Below are 23168 nucleotides of genomic sequence, written 5' to 3'. Positions count from 1 at the left end.
TTAATTTTCCTTTCCTCTAGGTAATCCTGGTCTAGGCGGTTTAGTATAATCATATGCATATTGCAATGAGAATCTAAATAATGAATCTACACCGCCGACTCTTGTAATTTCTCAGTTAGTATCAACTTCCATTAATGGAACCAAAAATGCACCATCTCTAATAATTTTTTCTAGCTCCCCAATAAATACATAAATTGATTCTTCTTTTCAACCTTGTTTCAATTCCTCGGTTGTAAAGTTTGATGAAAAGAAAGAGCTTAATCTATCTGTATATTCTGTTAAGGTTTCATTATTTTTGATAAATGAAATTTCAATAAATTTCTTTCAAAAATCAAATTTAGAACCATTAGATTGGATTGATTCTTGAATTCTTAATCTTGATTTCGTATCTTTTGTCATTTCAGCAATTTGATCAATAGTATATGTTGTACTTATATAGTTTTTGTATGCTTCTTTAACTCTTGAATATTTGATATTTTGAGTATTAGTTAATAAATATTCGATAATTAAACTCACAAAATGAGTGTTATAAATTTTATTGTTAAACTTTTTAACTAATTCTGGCACGTGCTTTTTGACAAATTCATTAATTTTCAATGCTGTATTTGCTGCATTAAAATCATTTTTATATGAAGTTAATATAACATCTTTAATTTTTTTAATCTCATTTTTTAGTAAATTTTCAAAACTTTGTAAATTAAATAATAAGTTTTGCTTTTCTAATAATAAACCAATTATGTAATCTGAATAAGTGTATGAACCAACTGGATTATTTTTAAATCCAATAGTTTTTTGTGAAAGACTATCAATTCCATCATCCTTAAAAAATGTTGAAACATAATCATCAGCACCATTACCACCTATTTTGTCATAATTTTGATAAATAATGTCATATTTACCTTCTTCAATAAAAGAGACAAAAGTGTTTTCTGGTAGACTCTTTAGTTCTAAATTAATATAATCACCAAAAGCAATTTTTAACGATTCTCTCAGAAATAAACCTGCATTTTTTTGTTCATCAGTTGAATTGTTTAAAAATCTTAATGAAATATTTTTTAAATTTGGATGTTTTTTCTTAAAACGATCTAAGTAAAATCTAGCAGTTTCGATATCATAAGCAAAATCTGTACGTCTAGTTTTTTCAAAAGTAAATGATTTTGCAATATGTACAACAAAGTCATAATTTTGAATCGGGAATGTCTTATTATTTTTTGTTGTAGATTTAAGATCTGTAAAGAATGTTTCAATATTTTTACCATTTTGGGTTTTGTATTGACCATATGAAGTAAAAGTATTAACTGGGAATGAAAAATCTCATCCAACAAATTTAATAATTGTTTCCCTATTTATTGAATAATAAATTGCATTTCTTAAATCAGGATCCTGAAGATAGCTGTCTCCGTTTGTTTCATTATCTAAATTAAATCCATATGCAATTGTTCCAAATCCGCTATTTTTATTTAAATAATCCTTATATTCTTTATCCGATCAATATCTAATTATTTTAGTTGCAGGAATAAATGTTTGAGAAATATATCCATCTTCAAAGAAAGTTGTATTAATATTTCTATCAGCTGAAAAATAAATTTTTATTTTATTTGAAACAGTATTATTAGCATCAAAATATTCATTGTTTTTATGCAATACTAATTCACCTTGCGGTCCTAAAACGATTTCCTTTGGATCTAAGGTAAATGGACCACTTGTCAAAAATAATTTTGGATCTGAACCATATTTATCAATTCCGCCTGCTACAGTTTCTACATATTTACGATTTATTGGATATAAGTTTGTAATTATATTACTAATCAAAAAAACTAAATTTGGAGTTTTGTTTTGATCAAAAATCATTGTAAATCCATTTTCTGAATTAGATATTTGATTATAAGTTGTAATAATTTTATTGTTTTGAACTTTAAATTCTTGATATGGGTTTATATATGGATTTTTAACTAAATTAATCTTTTTCTTAGTTCCATTTTGATCTTTTATTATAAATTCTTGAATATCTTTATCTAATTTAAATTCTGGATTATTTGTAAGATTACTTTCGATAAATTCATTTTCATAATCTAAAAATAATTGACCAGTATAAAATCCAAATGATAAAGCTGCCTCTTTAATTTTCTTGACATCTTCAGTATCAATAAACTTGCCGCTCGCATCTTTTATTTGAGGTTGTCAAACTTGTTGTTTTGGATCTTGAATGTAATTTCCATTAGTATCCAAAATATATTTTCTTCTTCCTCATGGGTTTATATAGTTTCTATTATATTTAGCTAAATACTCTTTTTGAGTGTTTATAAATTTTTCTGCGCCTCTAATACCATATTTAAGAATTTCATCTAATTTTTGAGACCCTGTATTAATATCTAAAATATATTCTAAATAATCTCTTATGTCTTGTGCACTTATATAATCACCATTACTTCAACGATTTAATTTATTATTTATAAATCCAGTAATAGCCATATAATTGCCTGAATTCTTTGGATTTCTAAATGTATATATAGTAGATGTTTTAGTAACATCAGACAAAGAACTAGGTTTTCCTAATCCCCCAACTAAATTAAAATTTGTTAATTCATAATATTGACCAGTAACAAGACCATATCCATCATTTGCAGCAAGGTCATTTTTGTTCTTTCAAAAATCATCAAATAGTGGAGAAGGTTCTTTTTTTTCGTCCAACGACTTTGATGTATCTACAACAGTCATTGCAAATTGATTTGTACTAATTAATCTTTTTAATGCATTATTTGGTCCATTTTTAATAAAACTATCAACTAATGATGGCAAAACCTTATCAACTGATTTATATCTAACATAGTTAAGGTTATTAATAGGATCGGTAGCTAACCCAAAATCATAATCGATGGCTGAATTATGAACGCGTTTAACAAATAATTCTTTTCTAATTTCCTCTGGATCTCTTTCTTTTGGCTTACATGAAATTAATCCTGCAACACAAAATATAGAAAGTGAACTGGCAAACAAAGGAAATAATAATTTTTTAATTCTTTTTTTAGTCACTATCTTCTCCTATCCTGATATATTAAATTGATAATCAACTGATATAATTGTTTTCTCTTTTTTAGTGTCATTTGATTTTAAACCCTTGGTTAATTTGATTGATGCTTGCGAACTTGTTTTACCATTTTCTGTTAGATATTCTAATTTACCTAAGGTTATATCGGCTATATACATTTTTTTCTCATCGACAAATTCAACAGTATATGAATGTCTTGGTTTTAATAAAGTATCACGATATTTACCCATTATCCCAAAATCAGAAACTCACGAAGTAAATCCAAAATCTTCCACAGTTTTCTTTGTATTAATATCACCTTGTCTTTCTAGATAAAATACATTATTTGTTTTTGCGATATTAACATCTAAATATTTAGCCTCACCAGTTTCTAAATCAGTAAATTTAATTGCCTTAACTTTCTTAGAAAGTTCTAAAGGAATATAACCATATAAAGCTACTGCATCTTTGTTTTTATTTCTAAAAATTCCTGAAACAGTTCTTGTTCCAACACCATAGTTTAATAATTGCGAAACAAAGAATGCTTTTGGTCTTGAATTTATTTTATTTCCTTTAAAATCTTTTAATCTTATTGAATCATCAATAATTTGGTTAGCATTATCATCATATAATTGCATTCCGATCTTTTCTTTTTGGAATCTATCTTTAAAATATCCGTTGTTTTTGCTCAATAATTTTCCAAAGTATGATGATATTCTTGTTTCAGTAGATGACATTATTCTTCGGCTTTCAGTATTATATTCACCATAAACCTTTTCTCTTATTTTTCCGGTTTTATCATTTCTTTTATTTAATTCATCTTCTTGGATTTTTTCAAAACGTTTAATTAAATTTTCGTATCTTTCAATTTTAGTTTTATCTGTAACTTTTTTTCTTATAAACTTACCATCACTAGTTTCTACTTTTTCACCATTTTTTACAATGTCACTGTATTCATAAATTTTATCTGTATAAGTATGTTTTTTATTAGCAAATTCAAAAAATGTTTCTTTTGATTCGCTTAAATATTTATCATATTTTCTAGCTCTAACTACACTATAAACAGATGAATTAATATCTGCTTGTTTATTCACTCTATCATTTCATAAATCTAAACTAGTTGCATCAACAATATAGTCTAAGCCAGTTCTTGATTCACTGACACCAGAAATAAAACTTGGTAATCCTTTAAAATCATTTCAATTAGGTACATATGTAGTTTGCACATAATCTCTAGTTAATGTTTCAGCAATATTATAAATATAGTCTGTAAATTTATCACTTATTAATGGTTCGACTCTTGTTAAGTTATAGTTTAAAACATCATCAGAAGGTTCACCTGCACTAAATCCAGGAAATAAAATATCAAGGTTACCGTTGTCAGTTTGTCCGTGGCTATCAAATCATAATAAACCGCCTGTTAATCTATATAAATCTTGTGTATTTAGTGTATTTATAACTTTATTAATCACAGTTTGAGGTTCACCATCAAATTCTTCTTTTACATAATCAGTAAAAATTTCTTGTAACTTCTCAGCATCAAATTTTAATCTCTTTTCAGTCGGATCTTTAACTTTGCTTAAATCAAATACAAAACCATTTTTAAATGATTTACTATATAAATTCATTCCAAAATCTTCTGATAAAATTGCTTGATTTTGTACTAAACTATTAGCGGGGTTAAAATCCTTTGCAAATGCAAAATGGTTTGAGTGTCTAAAACGATACATCAATTCATTAGCTAATTCTTGATCACTAGTGTTTCATAAATCTTTCGTCTTTTGATCAACACCAGCCTCTTTTGCAACTTCATTTCTAAACTTAGGAAAATCAAATTTTGTCTTTACATAATTAATATCTCAATTGAATTTTGGATGTTGAACACCTTTTTCATCTGTTGATACAGAAACTAATTCGGCTTTTGAATAATCAATTGAAGTAAATTCAAATAATTTATCTAAGGTAGTAAATGTTGGCATAATTGTTTTACTTGTACCATTTAACGAAACTTCTTGACCTATACCATTAGCATATGACGAATAAAGTGATTTTTGATTTACCGAAAGTCTCCCAGGATTTAAGGCTATTTTCTTAAAGTGATCACGTAACATATCTAAATTTTGAGTGATATTTGTAAATAAACGAGGATTAATCCTTTCATTATTTTCATCTAAGAAAATAAATGAAGTTAGTGAATTTGAATTCGATGCGATTTTTGTGAATCCTAAAACAAAATTATCACTAAATGTTGTTTGAAATGCAGCGTCAATATTTAATCCTGCACCTCTTAAAGAATTTAAATATCTTTGATTTACCGAATATGAAGAGTTTGGAATAATTGCATCTTTTACTCACGGAATTGTATAAGTGCTTTCTATTTTAAATGGTGTTTTTTTACCATTAGTTTGGCCACCTGAAACAAATGCAATTGTATTATTTGTTTGTGAAATACTATAATTTGAATATTGTCGGTTACCAGTTAATGTTGGTAAACTCGCTAAATAAATGTTGTAAACTTGGTAAAACAATGAAACATTTGATTGAATTGCAGTATATTCAAAAGCTTTTCTTTTACTTTGTATAATATTATTCTCGCTTGGATCAATTTCTACTTGATCTGATCTATACAAAAGATTATTGTGAACTATTTCACCATTTCTTGTATTAAATGCCGCTGAAATTCCAAGTTTTGGGCGCCCTCCCAATGTTGTTGATGGACCATTTCAACCAGATTCAGCTACTGAACGTGAAATAACACTATTAAATGCATCTCTTATAATTTTCACTTGCTTGTCAACATAAGCTAGATCACTATGTGATAAAGGTGTATTTAAGGGTACAGAAATTATCGGTGAACCATCATTATTAAGCATATTTATTGATTCTACTATTCTTTTATCTCCTGATCCTTTGAATGTTACTGGCGATAACAAGAATAAGTTAGGATTTTCAGGGTCAATTGCTAATGCCTTATCGTTTCAAACTTGTTTTTTACCATCACGAACAAAATCAAGAATCTTCTTTGCTTGAACTTCTGTAAATCCATAAGTTTCTTTTCCATTTTCTTGCTTTTTGGTAAAAACTTTTGAAATACCTGAAATAAATGGGTTTAAAGTTCCTGATTCTTCATCAAATGAGTTTGCAATAAATAAATCACCTAAATTAACATTTCTTAATTTAGCAGCATTTTCTAAACCTTTAAAATCTTGTAAAAATCTTCTTCTTGGATTATCAAGCACTTCATAAATGTTGTTTCTATTATTTGAATTTGTACCTCAGATATCTGTTGCAGTTTCCCTTTCTAATTTTCCATCTTTTTTTCTAAAGATAAATTTGGCAAAACTACCATTAATTGTTTCTCTTCCTAATGCATTTACTCTGACAAAATCTAAGTTTGTTCTAGCATATAAATAATTTCTAAGTCCCTCAACAGAATAATAAGATGACTCATTTAATCCACCTCTTGTTGATAGACCGCCGACTATAACTGCATTTGCATTTTCATTTAAGGCTTGGTTTTGATCTAATGTGTAGTGATGTCCATATTCATGAGCTCCAACATATTTTAGGAAATCGGTGGTAATTCCATCAAAATTAGGTATTGAAGCGCCAATTATTAACGGCAACCCAATTCTATCAGTGTCATTTAAACCATAGTATTCACCATCTTCAATTGAATACTCATAAACAAATTTACTATTTAACTTTTTAACGATATGAGGTCCATTTCTTTTAACTGCTAAATATGGATATTTAGCTAAGACCTTTTCAACTAAGCCATCGTATGTTTCAACGAATACTTGATATTTTCTACTTGCTAATCCTTTTATTTGTTTGCCATTTTCATCTTTTAATGTAATATCTTCTGGTGATGCTTGGATTGTAATAGGATTAATTGCTCCTTGATAACCTAATGCAAATTTAAATTCATTAAATAAATCTAAATTTTTTTGAGTCATATTATTAGCATCAAATGAAAAACTTAAAGTCTTTGATTTTTTATTAGTAGATGAAACTGATTTTAATTTTGCTAAAAGAAAATTATTTTTAACTTTTAATTCTTCTATTTGGTATTCACAAAGTTTATTTTTCTCAGTTAATGAAGCTTTTTCATAATTTTTAAATTCTGGGATTGAATTTAAAGCTTCTATCTTGCTTCTAAAAAATCTATTTTGACCATTTGAACTATAAACTCATATTTTATTTTCTTTTCCATCAGCAATAGTTTTATATGCTTCAACATCATAGAAATCAAGAAAGTTAATAATTTTCTGATCTAAAATTGATTTATATGCATTATATGCAGAATATCATAATGGGTCCACTTCACCTTGAAGCATTTCATATGAATGAATTGAGTTGTCTTTAAATTTAAATTCAACATTAATTGAATTCTTTTCTTCGTTCACAATCACATTAGAAACGGTCGCTAATTTAAAATCATTAAATTTATATAATTTTTTGTCTAATTTATTTTCATCTAAATATTTTTCAAATTGAGCCTTTGTAGTTCCTTTAGGAAGTACAAAGGTACCTTTACCTCTATCTTTTTCTTTTTTAAGCTGCTCATAATCCGTATTTGCATCAAAAGGTTTATTTTTAAGCACAAGAAACTCGGTTCCAATAAGTCTTTTTGGTAAGATTAATGATAAAAACACTGATCCGCCACCTCTACTTTTAGCATTTTTAACTGCAGTTGCAGTTGGTATGCTAGCAAGAAAATCATCAACACTTGCTTTTGAAATTTGTTTTTCAAATAATGAATATGTTAATGAATCTGTTGCATTTCCAGCTCCAGCTTGGCTTGAATAAATTGGTAATGAGCCAAAAAATGCATCTGGGAAAAATTTGATTTCACTACTTTCTTTATGAACGGTTGAGTGTGAACCTAAGGTAATTGCGTTACCATTTTGCTCAACTCCAGGAACAATTCTAAAGCTTTCTAGTGTAACAAGATCAGGTCCTCATGCTACATTATCAATAAACCACTTGGTAAATTCAATAAATTGCTTAGGATGTACAGCTAAAACATACTCATCAAAGAAACTGAATGAGCCATACTTAACCTCTAAAACAAAACTTTCGTTATAAATTTCAAAATACTTTTTAAAAAATTCATTAAAATCATAAAACTTACTAGATGGGTCATTAGCAAACGAAAACATCGTATATGAAGAATCAATCTTACCAATAATATTTTTTTTAGATGGGTCTAAAATGGAAATTTGGGGTTTAAGATTACCATTTGTATCACGTATAGATGAAAAATCATTTTTTAAATCAAGTGGGCTCAAATGTGAATAAGAACCATTAACTTCATCAGAGTTTTTTGCATATGCAAACATTCCGCCAATTGCAGAAATTGATAAAGCTGAAATAATACCTAATGACAATAAAGTTTTAGTCTTAAGAGTTAACTTTTTTGTTTTCATAATTTACCTCATAATTTTATTTTTTGCTTATAGAATTGTCTATCCTTCTTTTTACCCTATAAACATTTATTAATTTTACCATATTATCCCTAAAAATAGAGCAAAAAAGTACCGTTTTTTTACTTTTTTTCACTTTTTTTATCAATGTAAATGAAAGGAGACAAAAATGACAAAAAAGCTAAAAAATTTCATTAAGTTTGGGGGTATTTTATGTGCATTAAGCGCTGCTACTTCAATACCTTTATTATCAATTTTAATTTCAAAATCAAAAAGCGGAATAAAAGAAACGGCTAGACGTAATCTTGATCTCAAACTACTTCAAAGCAGTTTGGCAAAAATAGACAATTTCTATTCAAAAAAGAAACAAGAATTGACAGGTTTTTTAATAGACAATTCTAAAAAAATTAGTAATAATAATTTAAAAATTTCATCTGCTAAAAAAAGAGCAAAGGAACTAGAAGTCGAAAGAGAACTTAATGTTAAAAATGACAATTTTATCACCAATATTAAATCAAGTATTTTTGTTCTAAAAGATATAATCTATAAAAAAATATATAATGATGAACTATTTGTAAAGTTTAAAAATTCTGATCTTCTTTTAAAAGATGAATATAAAACCCTGAAAATTAAAACTAATTTATGAATTGAACAAATTAATCCCTCAATTCAAACAATTCATGACGAAATTGTAAAGTACAAAGCTTTTTTAGAACAAAATAAACTTCAAAACAATGAAGCAAACTTAATTGCAGTAGAAAAACTTAATAATATTTCAAAAGATTGAAATAAAAATAACAACTTTTTAAATATTTCTGATATTAATGTTAAACAATCATTTATAAATATTTTTAATCAATTTGCAAAAATAATAAGCGAATACAATCAAATAACACTATTAAATGAATACAATTTTGAATTAATTCTTCAGAATATAAATCTTAATGATATAAATATCAACAATCTAAGTAAATTAAATCAATTATTAAAGGATCAAGAATCATCTGCAAATAACTTAGTTACTAACATAATAAAAAATAATGAATTTCTAAAAAGTCATATCGATAATTTTAGAAAATACAAAGATCAAACAAGAGAAAATAAAGCGATATCAAAGAAATATTATGATTTAAACAATCAATTCATTAATTTCTATCTTGAACAATATAAGTCATTTGAACAAACTCTTACAACACTAGCAAACAATAAAAATCTCGGGACTCAAAGTTTACAAAAAATTAATGATATAAAAGAAAAGCACAAAAAAGAGCAACAAAATGTAATGAAAAAATTAATTTTAGAAACAAGCGAAAATAAAGTTACTTATATTTTTGAAAAAATATTAATTTTTAATAATCAAACTACATTAGATATTTTAGATATTTATCAATTGATTGTAAATAATTATCAAAGTTTTTATAATCAAAAAATAACTAAACTAAATAAAGATCTTGAAATACTAAATCAAATAAGTAAGTTAAATCATAGCGTTTATCAAAATGAACAAGAAATAGAAAATATAAAACAAAAAAATAAATCATTATTATCAGAAAACGAAATAATTCAAGAACAAAAAATAGCCCTTTTAGATACAGATGAATCAAAGCTAAAAGGACTCGATAAAAAAATCGCTTCTAATAATGAACTTATTAATACTAATAATTTTGTCATAACTAAAAAAACAAATGAAATTCAAAAAATTATTAATAAAGTGAGAGAATATGAATCCACATTAAAAAAATCAAATACTAAAAATAATGAAATAATAAATGAACAAAACAAAAATTTCGCTTTATCTTCATTCTTAAAATCCTTGATTGATTTTAAAAACATCAAAATAGATTTATTGGAAAATGATTTTAAGCTTCTTTCGCTTAGAGATCAATTAAATCAGGGACAAATTAAAGATTTAAAAAGTATAATTAAAAATTCTCAAAATGATAACAACGCGCTTAAGGCTAAAAGCCAAGAATTAAAAAAAGTTATTACAAGTAAAGAAAATGAAATTAAGAATTTAAACCAAGAATTGCAAAAAATCCTTTCTTTAAAGGATATTCGAATTCAAAATTTAAATAATCAACTAGAAAAAATCACCACTGAAAAAGATGCTCAAATTAAAGAATTAAATTATGGGATAGAAAAATTAAAAATAGATAAGGATAATTTAATTCAAAGCATCAATCAAGAATTGCAAAAAGTCACATTAGAAAAGAACGTTCAAATCCAAGAGCTAAATCAACAAATTCAAAAGTTAAATGAAAAATTACGCAAGAATGTACTAGACAATAAAAATAAGATTCAAGAATTAAATCAAGAATTGCAAAAAGTCACATTAGAAAAAGATAATGAAATTAAGAGATTAAACCAAGAGTTAGAAAGTGTTGCATCAGAAAAAGAAATTCAAATTCAAAATCTAAATGAAGAACTACAAAAAGTTTCTTCAGAAAAAGAAATTCAAATTCAAAATCTAAATAAAGAAGTTGAAAGCTTACAACATAATTTAAAAGAAAAAGATAATAAGATAAATGAACAAAAAAACATAATAAATGAAAAACAACAAAAAATAAGAAAATTAGAAGAAGAGATCCTAGAACTAAATACAAATGTCGCAAATCTAAATGTTATCATTAATGAAAAAGATCAAGAAATTAATAAATTAAATAGTACAATTAATAACCTTAATAATCAACTTAACAATCAAAACAACCAAATAAATTCATTAAAAAATCAAAACCAAAATAATAATAACCAAATCGCAAAATTACAAGATGACTTAAGAAAAAAGATAAATGATTATAATGAAATTTATGCTAAAGAACTATCAAATGATGAAAAAATTAATTCCATAAATAGAGCAAATGAAATATTAGAAAATGAAATTGAAAATTATAAAAATAATATCTCAAGTATCAATAATAATAGATATAATCTCAAAAATGCCTTGAGAGAATTAAAAGATAAATTAATTAAAACTCAAAATGAAGTTGAAAAAGGAATTAATAGTAAAGTTTATACATATGAAGTATCATCAAGTCCTTACCATCATTATGGTAATAGTGCGCCAATTTTAAATACTAGTAGTTCATATAGCAATGCCTTAGAATCACTTTCAAAAATTAAAACAAACATAATTAATATGATTTCATTAATTGAAACAACATTAGAACAAAACTAAATTTGATTTTTGGTGTTATATAACATCCAAGGTTGATAAAAAATATACCTATTATGAAGTAAAAAATAGGTATATTTTTATATTTTAAATTAAAGTTATATGCTTAAATAAATTAAAAGAAATGTTATAAATAATATTCCAAAAATTATAGAATTTAAAAAAAGGACTAGATTATTCATTTTAGGTTTGTTAATTTTTTCCTGGTTCTTCTTTTTTATCTCTTCTCGAAATGCTTGCTTTTCAATTTGGGACATTTTTAACATTTTTCTTTCATCTTTAAATGAACCAACACTAATTTTTGATTCACGATATGATTTTGAAATTGAATTTCAAAATCCTTTTTTAATTAAAAAAATTATAACAAACATTAAAGAACAAACCATTGAAGAAACAGTTAATAAACTAAAAACATCTTTTGTAAGTATTTTATTTCTAGTAATAAAATAAGTTACAATAATCACGATAAAAATAATTATTCCAAGCAAAAACATTAAATAAAAATGTTTTTTTCTAAGTTCAATAATAATGTTCTTTAAAAAATTATTTATCATCTTCTTTATTAACTCACTTGTTAAATTGTTTTGCAGTTGCATAAATAAAATGATTCTTTTCTGATGAAACTGCATATACATTTGGAATGTTAGGATATTGTTGATCTTTCATATACTCAAGTTCAAACTTAACATCCTTAAATTTTTCATTTGCATTAGAAATTTTCGGAATTGCTTTAAATAAATTAATTGTATATGGATGCAAAGGATTTTTGTAAATTTGGATTGTATCGCCGGATTCAACCACTTTACCTAAATGCATAATTTGTACTCTGTCCGCGATATATTCTATCATTGATAAATCATGTGCAATAAAAATCATTCCAATGTTTTTTTGTTCGCACAAATCTTTCAATAAATTAACAACTTGAGCTTGAATTGAGATATCTAATGATGCGATCGGTTCATCAGCAACAATAACTTTTGGTTGTGTAATTAATGCTCTAGCAATGACTATTCTTTGTCGTTGACCACCAGAAAACTCGTGCGGATAACGATATGCAAATTGCTTTAATAAACCAACATCTTCAAGACTCTTATAAATTGTTGATTTTACAAAAAGCTTTTTAATTCTCCAAAGTTTAAATGGATTTAAAATAAAATCCAAAAGCATTTGAAAATATCAAGGTTTTTTTCTTAGTCATTTATCAAGTTTTGAATTACCTAATAAAATATATGTATTATTAAGATCTTTATTTAGATATTTAGTTTCAATATCAAATGAAGCAATAGTATTTAATTTATCTTTAATGCTTGTTTGATAAATTTTTAAATCTACTTGGGCTTGCTTTAATTGTTGCTCATATTTATTTATTTTTTTGTAATTTTCTGCTTTTTGTTGTTTTAATTGTTGAATTTTTGCTTTTAATACATCAATTTTCGTACTTTGATAATGATTAATGAATTTTTTAGTAATTTTATTAAATAAATCATTATTAATTTTTGCTAAATCATTTAATTCGCTACTAATAGCAAGTTCATAATTTATTTGGTCATTTAAATTATGAATTCGAACTTCAAGTTCATTTACATATTTTTTAACCTCACTTTTATGAACCTCTCTTGCTTTATTTAACTCATTTTCAGCTTTTTTAAGTTCGTTTGAATGATCAATTGGCTTTTTATTAAAAAGACTAAATTCTAGTTTAATACTCTTAATAAAATTTTTGAATTCAAATTTAAATAAATTCTTGAATTCATTTGATCTTGATAATGATTCATTAATATAAGGTCGAAAGTCAAAATCAAATTTTAAGTCAATGATTTTAATTATTTCCGCTTTATACTCTTTAATTGAATTAAAAGATTTCATTTCAATATTTAAATCATTTTCAAAAACACTAACTGATAAAACCTCTAATTCTCTAATTAATCTTTGAATTTCATCAAAATTTAAATAATAAAGTTTTCTTTTATGTGCATTAAATAAATTTTTGACTTTTTTATTTAATAAATAAAGCTTTAACTTATATGAATAAATATCTAAATAAGGTGAACTATAAGCTTCATTTCTATTAAGCTTAGCTTCATTTTTTAATTCACTAATTACATTTTTAATCGAGTTTTTTGATGACTTAAACACTTCAAACCAATTTGAAATATTACAAATTAAGCTATTAAAAGATTTTTTACGATTTGATTTAGCTTGATAATATTCCTCAGTTCTTTTGGTTAGTTTCTTTATTTCATTATATTTTTCCAATGCTTTATCATATTCAATTTCATCAAAATCAATTTCACCTTTTTCAAGCTTTAATTTATATTGTTCATATAACTTAATTAAATCATCAGTATTAGTATATAAATCATTAATAATTGTGGAATTGTTTTTATTTTTTTCTTCTAAGTAAGAGAAAAATGAATTAAATTTATCATCATAAGAACTTTGTTCATCTAAGTCAAAATTAACATTGCAAAGAATTTTATTTCATTTATCATTAAAAGGTCTATTTAACGAATTAGAAATTTTTAAATTTTGCAATTTAAATTTAAGAGCTGTTTCTAAAAATGTGTAATAGAAATGATCTTTAACACTTTTTCAATTTTTATTTATTTCTTTTACTTTACTTTTGATAATTCCATTAACTTGAAGCGGTTCATTCAAAATGGAAAAGATAGTATTTTGTCCATTTAATGCAGCCATTGGATCTTGAAAAATCATTTGGATATTTTTTCTCATGAATTTTCTAGTTTTACGTGAAATTCTTTTTCCTGATATTAATTTTCCATCTAAACGAACAAATCCATTATAATCATCATAAAGTCTCAACAGTGATCTACCTATTGTGGTTTTTCCAGAACCAGACTCACCAATTAAACCGACAATTTCTCCTTCTTTAAGATCAAAAGACACATCATCAACAGCTTTATTAATATGATTTTTATTAACGAAAAACTTCTTTAAATTAATAACTTCTAAGATTGTTTTTTTATTGTCCATGATCTTTAAATACCTTTCTAAAATTTTGCAATCTTGTTTCTAACTCTGGTGAAAGTTTAACACTCGGGGCATCTGGGTGCAATAACCATGTGGCTGCTGAGTGAGTTTCTGAAACCTCAAACAATGGAGCTTCTTTAATGAAATCGATTTCTAAGGCATATTCGTTTCTTGGCGCAAACGCATCACCTAATGGAAGATTATTCATATCAGGAGGTGTCCCTTTAATAGAATACAACCTATCTTCTTTATTTTCAGGAATAGCAGATATTAATGCTCATGTATAAGGATGTTTTGGTTCGGTAAAAATATCTTTTTTTGTACCTTTTTCAACTATTTTACCTGCATACATTACATAAATATAATCGCAAAATTTAGCAACAACTGAAATATTATGGCTTATTAAAATGATTGAGATATTCATTTGTTCTCTAATTTCATCAAATAAGGCTAAGACAGAGGCTTGAACAGTTGGATCTAATGCAGTTGTTGGTTCATCAGCAATAATTAAACTAGGTTTTAAAGCGACAACCATTGTAATCACAACTCTTTGTTTCATTCCACCGCTTAAAGTGTGTGGATACATATCAAATACAGCTTCTGAATTACGAATTCCAAACTTTTCTAAAAGTCCAACTAAGTATTTACGTTTTTCTGAATAAAGTTTATTAGATCATTCGATGTTTTTATTTAAAGCATCTAACAATTGTTTTCCAATTTTTCTAGTGGGGTTCAATGAAGTTAAAGGATCTTGTGGAATATATCCAATTTTGTGACCTCTAATTAACTTTCAAAAAGATTCCTTTTTACTTTTTTGCAAATCAATACCATCAATCTCCATTTTATCAGCCGTCATAAATGCATTATCATTTATATTTAAAAACGATTTTGAAGTGACCGATTTTCCAGATCCAGATTCACCTACTATTCCAATGATTTCACCCCTTTTAATTTCAATATCAATTCCTCTAACAATGTTAATATATTTATTTCTTTTAAGTCTAAAACTTACTTTTAAATTTTTAACTTCTAATAACGAGTTGTTATTATTCATAAATACTCCTATCTAGTCTTAATAACTTTTGGATCAAGTGCATCATGAATACCAAGAGCTATAAAGTGTAATGAAACTGATATTGATAATAAAATAATTGATGGTAATAATAATATTCAAATATTATTTGAAGCAAATGCTGCGGCTGAATTAATAATTTTTCCTAAATTTGCATCATCCGCTTGGAAAAACCCTAAAAATGCTAACGCTGAAATTGAGAGAATTATTGATGGAATTGATTGTACATAACTTGTTGAAATCTTACCTATAATTGCAGGTAATGCGTGTCTATAAATTAATCTTGCTTTTGAAGCTCCGACCGATTCAGAAGCAGTAATAAATTCAGAATCTTTAACAGTAATAATGAATAATCTTGTTCTTCCTACTGCACCAACTCATCCAACAAAAACCAACGCAAATCCTAAAGTTAGATCAGTTGTTCCGAATGTAGTAGCAAATATTAATAATCAAATTAATGTAGGAGGAGCTGAAAAAATATCTACTAAACGCATTATTATTGTATCAATTGAAGTTCCAACATGAAATCCTAGATATGAACCAATTGCGACACCTATTATTGTTTGCAATGTAGCAACAATTAAAGCTAACCTAATAGCTCTTCAAGTTCCTATTCAACTTTGAGTTCAAATATCGATTCCAACTTTATTTGTTCCTAAAAATGTCTTAAAATGAATTTGAGGGTTTGCTGCTAATATTTCATTGTAATATCTTTCAGCCTCTTGTGCGGAAATTGTAGTAGGTATTTTTGAAGCGCGTAGGACTATGTTAACATTATCAACTTCATTAAATTTATAAAAGTCAATGTATCTCACATCACCTTTAACTTCAAAATATTGAGGTTGATTAAACACTTTTCATAAATAACCTCCATAATACTTTGAATCATATCATTGATTAGCATTTTGAGCAAAATCAGCATCATTTATTACTAAATCTAATTTAGTCTTCCCGCTCCAAAATGTAGGAAGAAAGTTAACAAATGAAGAACTTGATTTTGTAGTTTGTCCCTTTTGATCTCCTATTAAATTTAAATTAATTGTTTCTGAAATTGATTTATCAGCACTATAAGGTGAAAAGCTTGTAACTACTAATGAAGTTATTAAAACAATTAAAAAAACTATTAAAAATAATACTGATGGTCAACTTAAAAAATATCTTTTAAAAACTTCAATTAAAAACTTTTTAGGTTTTCCAGCCACATTTGCGAAGTTATTAGTTTTATTAATAAATACAAAAGGATTTTCAATATTATTAAGATTTAATTTATATTTTTTATTAAAGTCTTTCGCTGTCATTTAATTCTCCTTTTTATTTATTAATAACTTAAATTCATTGTTTCTTTTAATTGAAGTAAGAAACATTTGAAAATAACTAAAACCAGATTTGGAAGCATATTTAATTCTAGGATCTAAAACTGTATATGAAACATCAACAACAATAGTAGTTAAAATTCCTAAAAATGTAAAGAATACAGTATTAAACATTATTATATTAATTTCTCCCTTTGGAAATGCTGCTGTTATAACTCTTGATACACCAGGAATATTTCAATATGTTTCAATAACAATTCCTCCTGTTAATAATCCAATATATGAAGGAATTAATAAAGCAGCTAGCGGAATTGAAATATTTCTTAAAACATATTTTAAAAATATTTCAATTGTTCCTAATCCTTTTGATTTGGCAATTAAAACATAATTCGAAGTTAAAACAGTAATAACTTGATTACGTGTAAAAGTGATATAAGCAGATAATGAACCTAATACAATTATTAAAATTGGGGGTAGTCAAGAAATAAAAATATCATAGTTAGAATAAACATTCGCATCACTACCATAAGGATTAATAAAACTTGGTGTCACCTTAAAATTCAATAAAATCGAAATCATAATTGGCGCAATAATAAATGATGGAAGTGCTATAAAAAATAGTGAAAACAAATTAATTATTGCATCAAAGATGGTTCCTCTTTTATATCCAGCGAATATTCCTAAAATTATTCCAATAAATGCGCTAATAAAGAAAGCGGGAATGGTAACAATTATCGATATCTTAAGGTATTTAAATACTAATTCCGAAATGGATTTTACATCAAATGTTGATAAGATTCCACCATCATAAGGTAGTCCAAATGGATTTTCTTTATTTTTAAAAATATCAGAAAATCAATATCAAAATCTTGTAAATGGATCTAGCTTATAATCAATTCAAATATCTTTATAAGTATTATATTGACCATTTCAACTTTCTGGTAGAAAATGATATTTAACTGAAGAATCAAATAACTTTTCTAAAAATTCTTTGTTTTTGTTTGCCTCTGAACCTGCGCTTGAACCATTTGCTTTCTCAGCAAAAGGATTAATAGAAAATTGCGCTGTTAAAACATAAACAACAAACATAATAATTACAAGTGTTAATAAAGCAAAACCAATACGTTGCAAAATGTATTTAATCATTTTTTCCTTTCATTTCTATTTTGAATCTTCAGCATCATTTATAAGTAAATAATTAGAAGCATCTTCGAAATCTGAATATGTACTTGGTGTAATATAATTTGGATTAACTAACGAATCAGTTACTGGTTCTTTTAAAATCGAAAGATTTGTATTAAGAATATTCCCTGTTATATTAGCAGCCTCAGAAGCAAGTTCCAAAAGTTCTTTTTTATTTAAACTTTGCTCTTTATCAGTATTTAAGAATAAAAAGAATTTAGCTGAAAAATCAGTTGCAGTAACATATTCACTTACCTTTGTTCTATCTAATTCAACTAGTTCATCCTTTTCATTTAATGAATACAAACCTAAATAATCTGAAAAACTATGCAATACCTTGTTATTAAGACTAGACCACTTTTCTAACGGAATTGAGAATTTTATTTTTTTGCCATCATGTTCAAGATAATATTTCAATTTTTCTGATGTTTTTGCTAGTATTGGATATGCATCTTTTAATTTACTTTTATATTCTTGATCATAAACCATTGCGACTAAAATTGGCATTAATTGGTTTTGTCATGATTTTGCATCTATTGAACTACCAATAAGTTCATAATCAGCACTCCATCCTGAAATCGATATAGGACTAGATGAAAAAATTCAACTATTATAAAAATCATCCGCATTTGTAATTTTAATTAATTCAACCTGAAATTTACCTGGGTAAAGGCTATTTAAAATATCAAGTTGTCCTTCATAAGCTTTTTTAAGTTCATCAGTTGTATTTAGATATCTTTGTGGAAGTCTTAACATAATTTTGTTATTTTTAGGATCTTTTTCTAAGCCAGGATGTTGAGAGTAAAATTCATCAACTAATTTCTTAAAGTGTTTTTTTAAAGTATCAAATGCAGATGAAGCATATTTTAATTTTGCTTCTTTTCCAGTTACATTATTTTCTGATGGTGAAATTTCTGTTCCAATATTATCGCCTAGATTAATTCTTTGATTTGTCTTTGCATCAACTACAAATAATTGATTAATTAATTCAGAATTTTCTCTTGGAGTATTTTTTGCTAATGAATTATCATTTGTATCATTTTTTAAACTTATATCAGGAGCAATTCCAGACAATCAAGGCATAACATCATTTGGTGCATATGCTTGTGTAACAACATATGTTCAATTTATTGCTGCTGTTAATATATTTTTAAATTCAGCTGCAGCACCAGTTGTCGAATGCTTTAAAACACCTTTTGCGGTTCCTTTTGCAATTTCATCTAGTTTTGCTCCCCACACTAATTGAGAGAACGCATCATTAACTAATGGTTTAATTCCTGCTTTTTTAGTGTAATCAGGGACTGGAACACCGAAAGAGCTTCCGATTGTAGTTTTAGTATTTCTACTTTGGACTTTTGATAAACCAAAATCATCTCTATTTTGTAATATATAGTCTCTATTTGCTTTATCAAGTGATGAAAAGCCAACTGTTGCTGTTCTTCCAGAAATGAAGTTATTATATTCTTCTTTCTTAAATAACTCCTCATCTTTTTTTTGTGACTTATATACAACATTAAATTCCTTAATTCTTCTTTTATTATTAACATAGTCTTTATCTCAATATTCTTTATTTAATTTCCATTTTCTAGTAAAGTCATTAGCATTATAACCTGCATAATAATATCTACCTGCATATAATGTATGATCTAAATTTAAACCATACCAATAAACCCCTGCTTGCCTTGTTTTGCCGTTAACATTTGATAATTCATTTTTCAATTGATGTTCTTTATTTTTTGCTTCTGGTGTATCGATAGTTGCGAAATTACTTAAATGATCATTTAAATTGTCATTTACCTCATCTATATATGCACTTGGTGCAGGAATAAAAGAAAATTTTCCATACAAGTTATCTTTAAAAAATTCAGAAAATTGAGCACTTAAGTTTTCATCTTCTTTATGAAAGACAACATAACTTTTATTATTTTCTGTTCTAATAAATTCTTTTTCATCAAAGATTTTATCGAAACTTATATTATACAAACTAAAAATATATTTGTTAGTATATGTTTGTTCTTCTTTAAATTGATCATCATTTTCAGGTATTATTGCTCTTGCTAAAATATCAGCATTTTGTGAACCCCCATTACTTCTACGCAACTTTGTATCATTAAATAAAATACTTCTTATAAAACCATAATAAAAGTCTTTTGCTTGAACTTTATATTTAGTTTTTTCACCCTTAGAGTTTACTCAATAAGCATCATCTCTTAATTGAATTTTAAATGATGAAGCCTTATCAAGATTTTTAAAGAATGAAGGATTATTAATTGATTTTTCATTTGCGCTGGTTAATTCAACAACTGCTTTAGAATAATATTTTTCTTCTTGATCTGGTTTTTCCAATATCTCTGCTTGATCATTATCATAAACAATTTCTTTTCCATCTACAACCAATATAATTGATTTTGCATAATCAAAACTTCATTTTGTAACAGATGGCCGAGTGAAAAATATTTTTGATGTTTTATTAATTTTTGGTCTATCAAAGCTTATTTTTTCTGTAAATCTAGGTTGTCCAAATGATTCTAATCTAAAAAATGTTGATAACGTTGCAACTTCATTCCCAAAAAGTGAACTTCAGCCACCGTATGAACTAGATCAATCATAATTTCTAATTGTCTCATTATATATGGAGTTAAGTTCTCTTTTATAAACACCCTTTCTTGCAAAAACTGAAAAATTATTTGAAACTGATCTAGGAGATGAAAAAGCTTTTTTCGGTTGATCCATAATCTCTTTTAATAAAGATTTAGGATCAACTTTTCCTTTTCTTTTCTCGCTTTCTTGTCTTTGTTCAATGCCGCCACTACATGAAGAGACTAAAATGGGTAGCGACATCGAGATCAAAGAACTTGATAATAATAAAAATTTTCTTCTCATAATAATTCCTAATTAACTTATTTAAATATTTTTTTTCCTAATTTTGTTCATTGATCAACAGCTTCTTTAAGGTATTCAAAACCTTGTTCATAAAACATATCATCTTTTAGATCTACACCAACTTTTTTAAGTATTTCTAATGGATAATCACTACATCCTGCGCTTAAAAAGTTTTTAATATAATTTTCCAACGCTACTTTTCCTTCTTTTTTATATTGCTTAAAGAAATAAATTGCAACTAACTGCCCAATCGCATATTTATAAACATAAAAATGGTAATAATAATGTGGTACATAAATTGAAGCAATTGTGTTTAAATTTGAATAACTAACTTTTTCTTTTAAAGTATATTTTTTTACATTTTCAAAATATATCTTACTAATTGAATCATAACTTGAATTGGTTTTTCCTTCATCAATCATTTTATAAAGATCATATTCATAATTTGCCCACATTGTTTGCTTTAAAACAGTTCCTTCAAATCCTGAAATAATACTATTTAAAATATTGAATTTTAATTTCTCATTATTTGAATTTTCTAACAAATAGTCAAATAACATCAATTCATTAAATATAGAAGCGATTTCAGCGAGAAAAATTGGATAGTCTGAATTATTTAAATCATTATGCTTATCAGAATAATATGAATGCATTGAGTGCCCTAATTCATGAGCTAGTGTCTCTACGCTACGCAAGCTTCCATCAAAATTCATTAAAATATATTTTTTATTAATTCCATATGTTGAACCAATACTATATGCTCCACTTCTTTTAGTTTTAGTACTCATATAATCAATTCAATTTTCATTAATTGCTTTTTTGATTTGTGAGGTGTATTCTTCTCCAAAAGGTTCTAAAGCTTTTAAAACAATATCGTTCATTTCTTCGATAGTATATGTACTTTTTACATTAACTAATTCTCTTAAATAATCTCAATCATGGTATTTCTCTTTAAAATGTAATTGATAAAACTTCTTATGTTGCTTATAAAATTTTTGCAAAATGTTTTTATTTTCAGAAACTTTATTAAATAATTTCAATAATATCTCATTAGTTACTTTATCATCAAAAGTTAACATTTCAACAGTTGAATTATATTTTCTAATTTTTGCAATTGTTGATAAATGGTTAAATTGTTGATAAAGAAGCTCAGCAAATGAATCTTTATGCTTTATATAACCATTTCAATATTTTAAATAAGCTTGTTTTCTAACACTTTCATTTTTAGATTTTAATAATTTAGTTCTATTAATTTTGTTCAATTTAATTTTGTTTTTATTTGGCATTTCAACATATCCGAAATCTAATTCACTGTTACTTAAAACACTAAATATTGAATGTGGATCAGGTTGTCCAATTGAGCTTTTAATCAAATATTCTTCAACTTTATCATCTAATTTATGATCAAAACTCGCAATAGAATCTAGGATATCATTTTTATATGAAGCCAATCTTGGATCATCCTTTCAAACTTTCATTTTTTCAATATTTGCAAAAAATCTATTTGTTTCTGAGCCAAATTCATTTTCTAATTTATGAACTCTTAATTCATAATCATTTTTTAATTTAATAAATATTGGATTAACTAAATCAGTATTAAAATTATTCGAAATGTAATTATCAATTTTATTTGAAATAATGCTCTGTGCCTCAGCGTTTTTAATATCTTCAATATAATTTTCGATTGAATCATATTTAGAATTTTTTTGTTTAATTCTAATCAACATAATTTCTTCATATTCTTTAAATCATTGTTCAATTGTTTTACCTTTTAAAATATCTTCTAAATCTCAACGATATTTTTCAGGAACATCTTTATAATTTTGATATTGTTTTATACTCATATATACTCCTAAAAACATTAAAAAAGTTTTGTAGACTACAAATCTACAAAACTAATAATTATTAATGTGAATAAATAATTAAGAATGTAAATCTATAGTACCAATGGAAAAACCAAAGAGTAGAAATCTTTTATGATTTTCTACCAATACTTAAAACCGCCGTCTTAAGTACTTCGGCCTTTATACCCTTTCAATATTCTACGCATGCCTGCTAAAATATTTACTTATGCTAAAGGCTCCTCTATAGTATCTTT

General features: G+C 25.8%; 10 protein-coding genes and 1 riboswitch. Of the genes, 1 reads left to right on the top strand and 9 read right to left on the bottom strand.

The window, feature by feature from the left end:
- Together EXC48_RS01720 and EXC48_RS01715 are read right to left on the bottom strand one after the other, a co-directional pair.
- Positions 1–3033 (bottom strand): ABC transporter substrate-binding protein, encoded by a 3033-nt coding sequence (locus tag EXC48_RS01720; RefSeq protein ID WP_129720531.1) that lies wholly within the window; start codon positions 3031–3033, stop codon positions 1–3.
- Between the two features lie 9 nt (positions 3034–3042).
- A complete protein-coding gene (locus tag EXC48_RS01715; RefSeq protein ID WP_129720530.1) occupies positions 3043–8460 on the bottom strand; it encodes a PDxFFG protein in 5418 nt (1805 codons plus the stop codon).
- Positions 8461–8626: 166 nt separating this feature from the next.
- On the opposite strand from EXC48_RS01715, the gene EXC48_RS01710 reads away from it, so the two are divergent.
- Positions 8627–11632, top strand: a complete 3006-nt coding sequence (locus tag EXC48_RS01710; RefSeq protein WP_129720529.1) for a hypothetical protein — start codon at positions 8627–8629, stop codon at positions 11630–11632.
- 95 nt (positions 11633–11727) lie between these two features.
- Here EXC48_RS01710 and EXC48_RS01705 read toward each other — a convergent pair whose 3' ends face one another.
- The 7 genes from EXC48_RS01705 to pepF are packed head-to-tail and all read right to left on the bottom strand — an operon-like array spanning position 11728 to position 22914.
- Positions 11728–12225: a hypothetical protein gene (locus EXC48_RS01705; RefSeq protein ID WP_223216302.1), complete on the bottom strand. Its 498-nt coding sequence runs from the start codon at positions 12223–12225 to the stop codon at positions 11728–11730.
- Positions 12173–14623 (bottom strand): ATP-binding cassette domain-containing protein, encoded by a 2451-nt coding sequence (locus tag EXC48_RS05085; RefSeq protein ID WP_129720528.1) that lies wholly within the window; start codon positions 14621–14623, stop codon positions 12173–12175. The genes EXC48_RS01705 and EXC48_RS05085 overlap by 53 nt, the downstream gene beginning before the upstream one ends.
- The gene (locus EXC48_RS01695; RefSeq protein ID WP_015287144.1) at positions 14613–15674 is read right to left on the bottom strand and encodes an ABC transporter ATP-binding protein; all 1062 of its coding nucleotides are present in this window, start codon (positions 15672–15674) and stop codon (positions 14613–14615) included. Before EXC48_RS01695 ends, EXC48_RS05085 begins: the two co-directional genes overlap by 11 nt.
- Positions 15675–15682: 8 nt before the next feature.
- Positions 15683–16990 (bottom strand): ABC transporter permease, encoded by a 1308-nt coding sequence (locus EXC48_RS01690; protein WP_015287143.1) that lies wholly within the window; start codon positions 16988–16990, stop codon positions 15683–15685.
- On the bottom strand, positions 16991–18151 hold the full coding sequence (locus EXC48_RS01685; protein ID WP_015287141.1) for an ABC transporter permease: 1161 nt from the start codon (positions 18149–18151) through the stop codon (positions 16991–16993). It abuts the gene before it with no gap.
- A gap of 15 nt (positions 18152–18166) precedes the next feature.
- On the bottom strand, positions 18167–21070 hold the full coding sequence (locus EXC48_RS01680; RefSeq protein WP_129720527.1) for an OppA family ABC transporter substrate-binding lipoprotein: 2904 nt from the start codon (positions 21068–21070) through the stop codon (positions 18167–18169).
- Between the two features lie 17 nt (positions 21071–21087).
- Positions 21088–22914: an oligoendopeptidase F gene (gene pepF / locus EXC48_RS01675; RefSeq protein WP_129720526.1), complete on the bottom strand. Its 1827-nt coding sequence runs from the start codon at positions 22912–22914 to the stop codon at positions 21088–21090.
- A gap of 87 nt (positions 22915–23001) precedes the next feature.
- Positions 23002–23166: riboswitch (Lysine riboswitch) on the bottom strand.
- Between the last annotated feature and the right edge of the window lie 2 nt (positions 23167–23168).

The sequence above is a fragment of the Mycoplasmopsis cynos genome (assembly GCF_900660545.1).
GTDB classification, from domain to species: domain Bacteria; phylum Bacillota_I; class Bacilli_A; order Mycoplasmatales; family Metamycoplasmataceae; genus Mycoplasmopsis; species Mycoplasmopsis cynos.
Note: the sequence above shows the minus strand (reverse complement) of the source record. Positions and strands in the feature narration are given on the sequence as shown.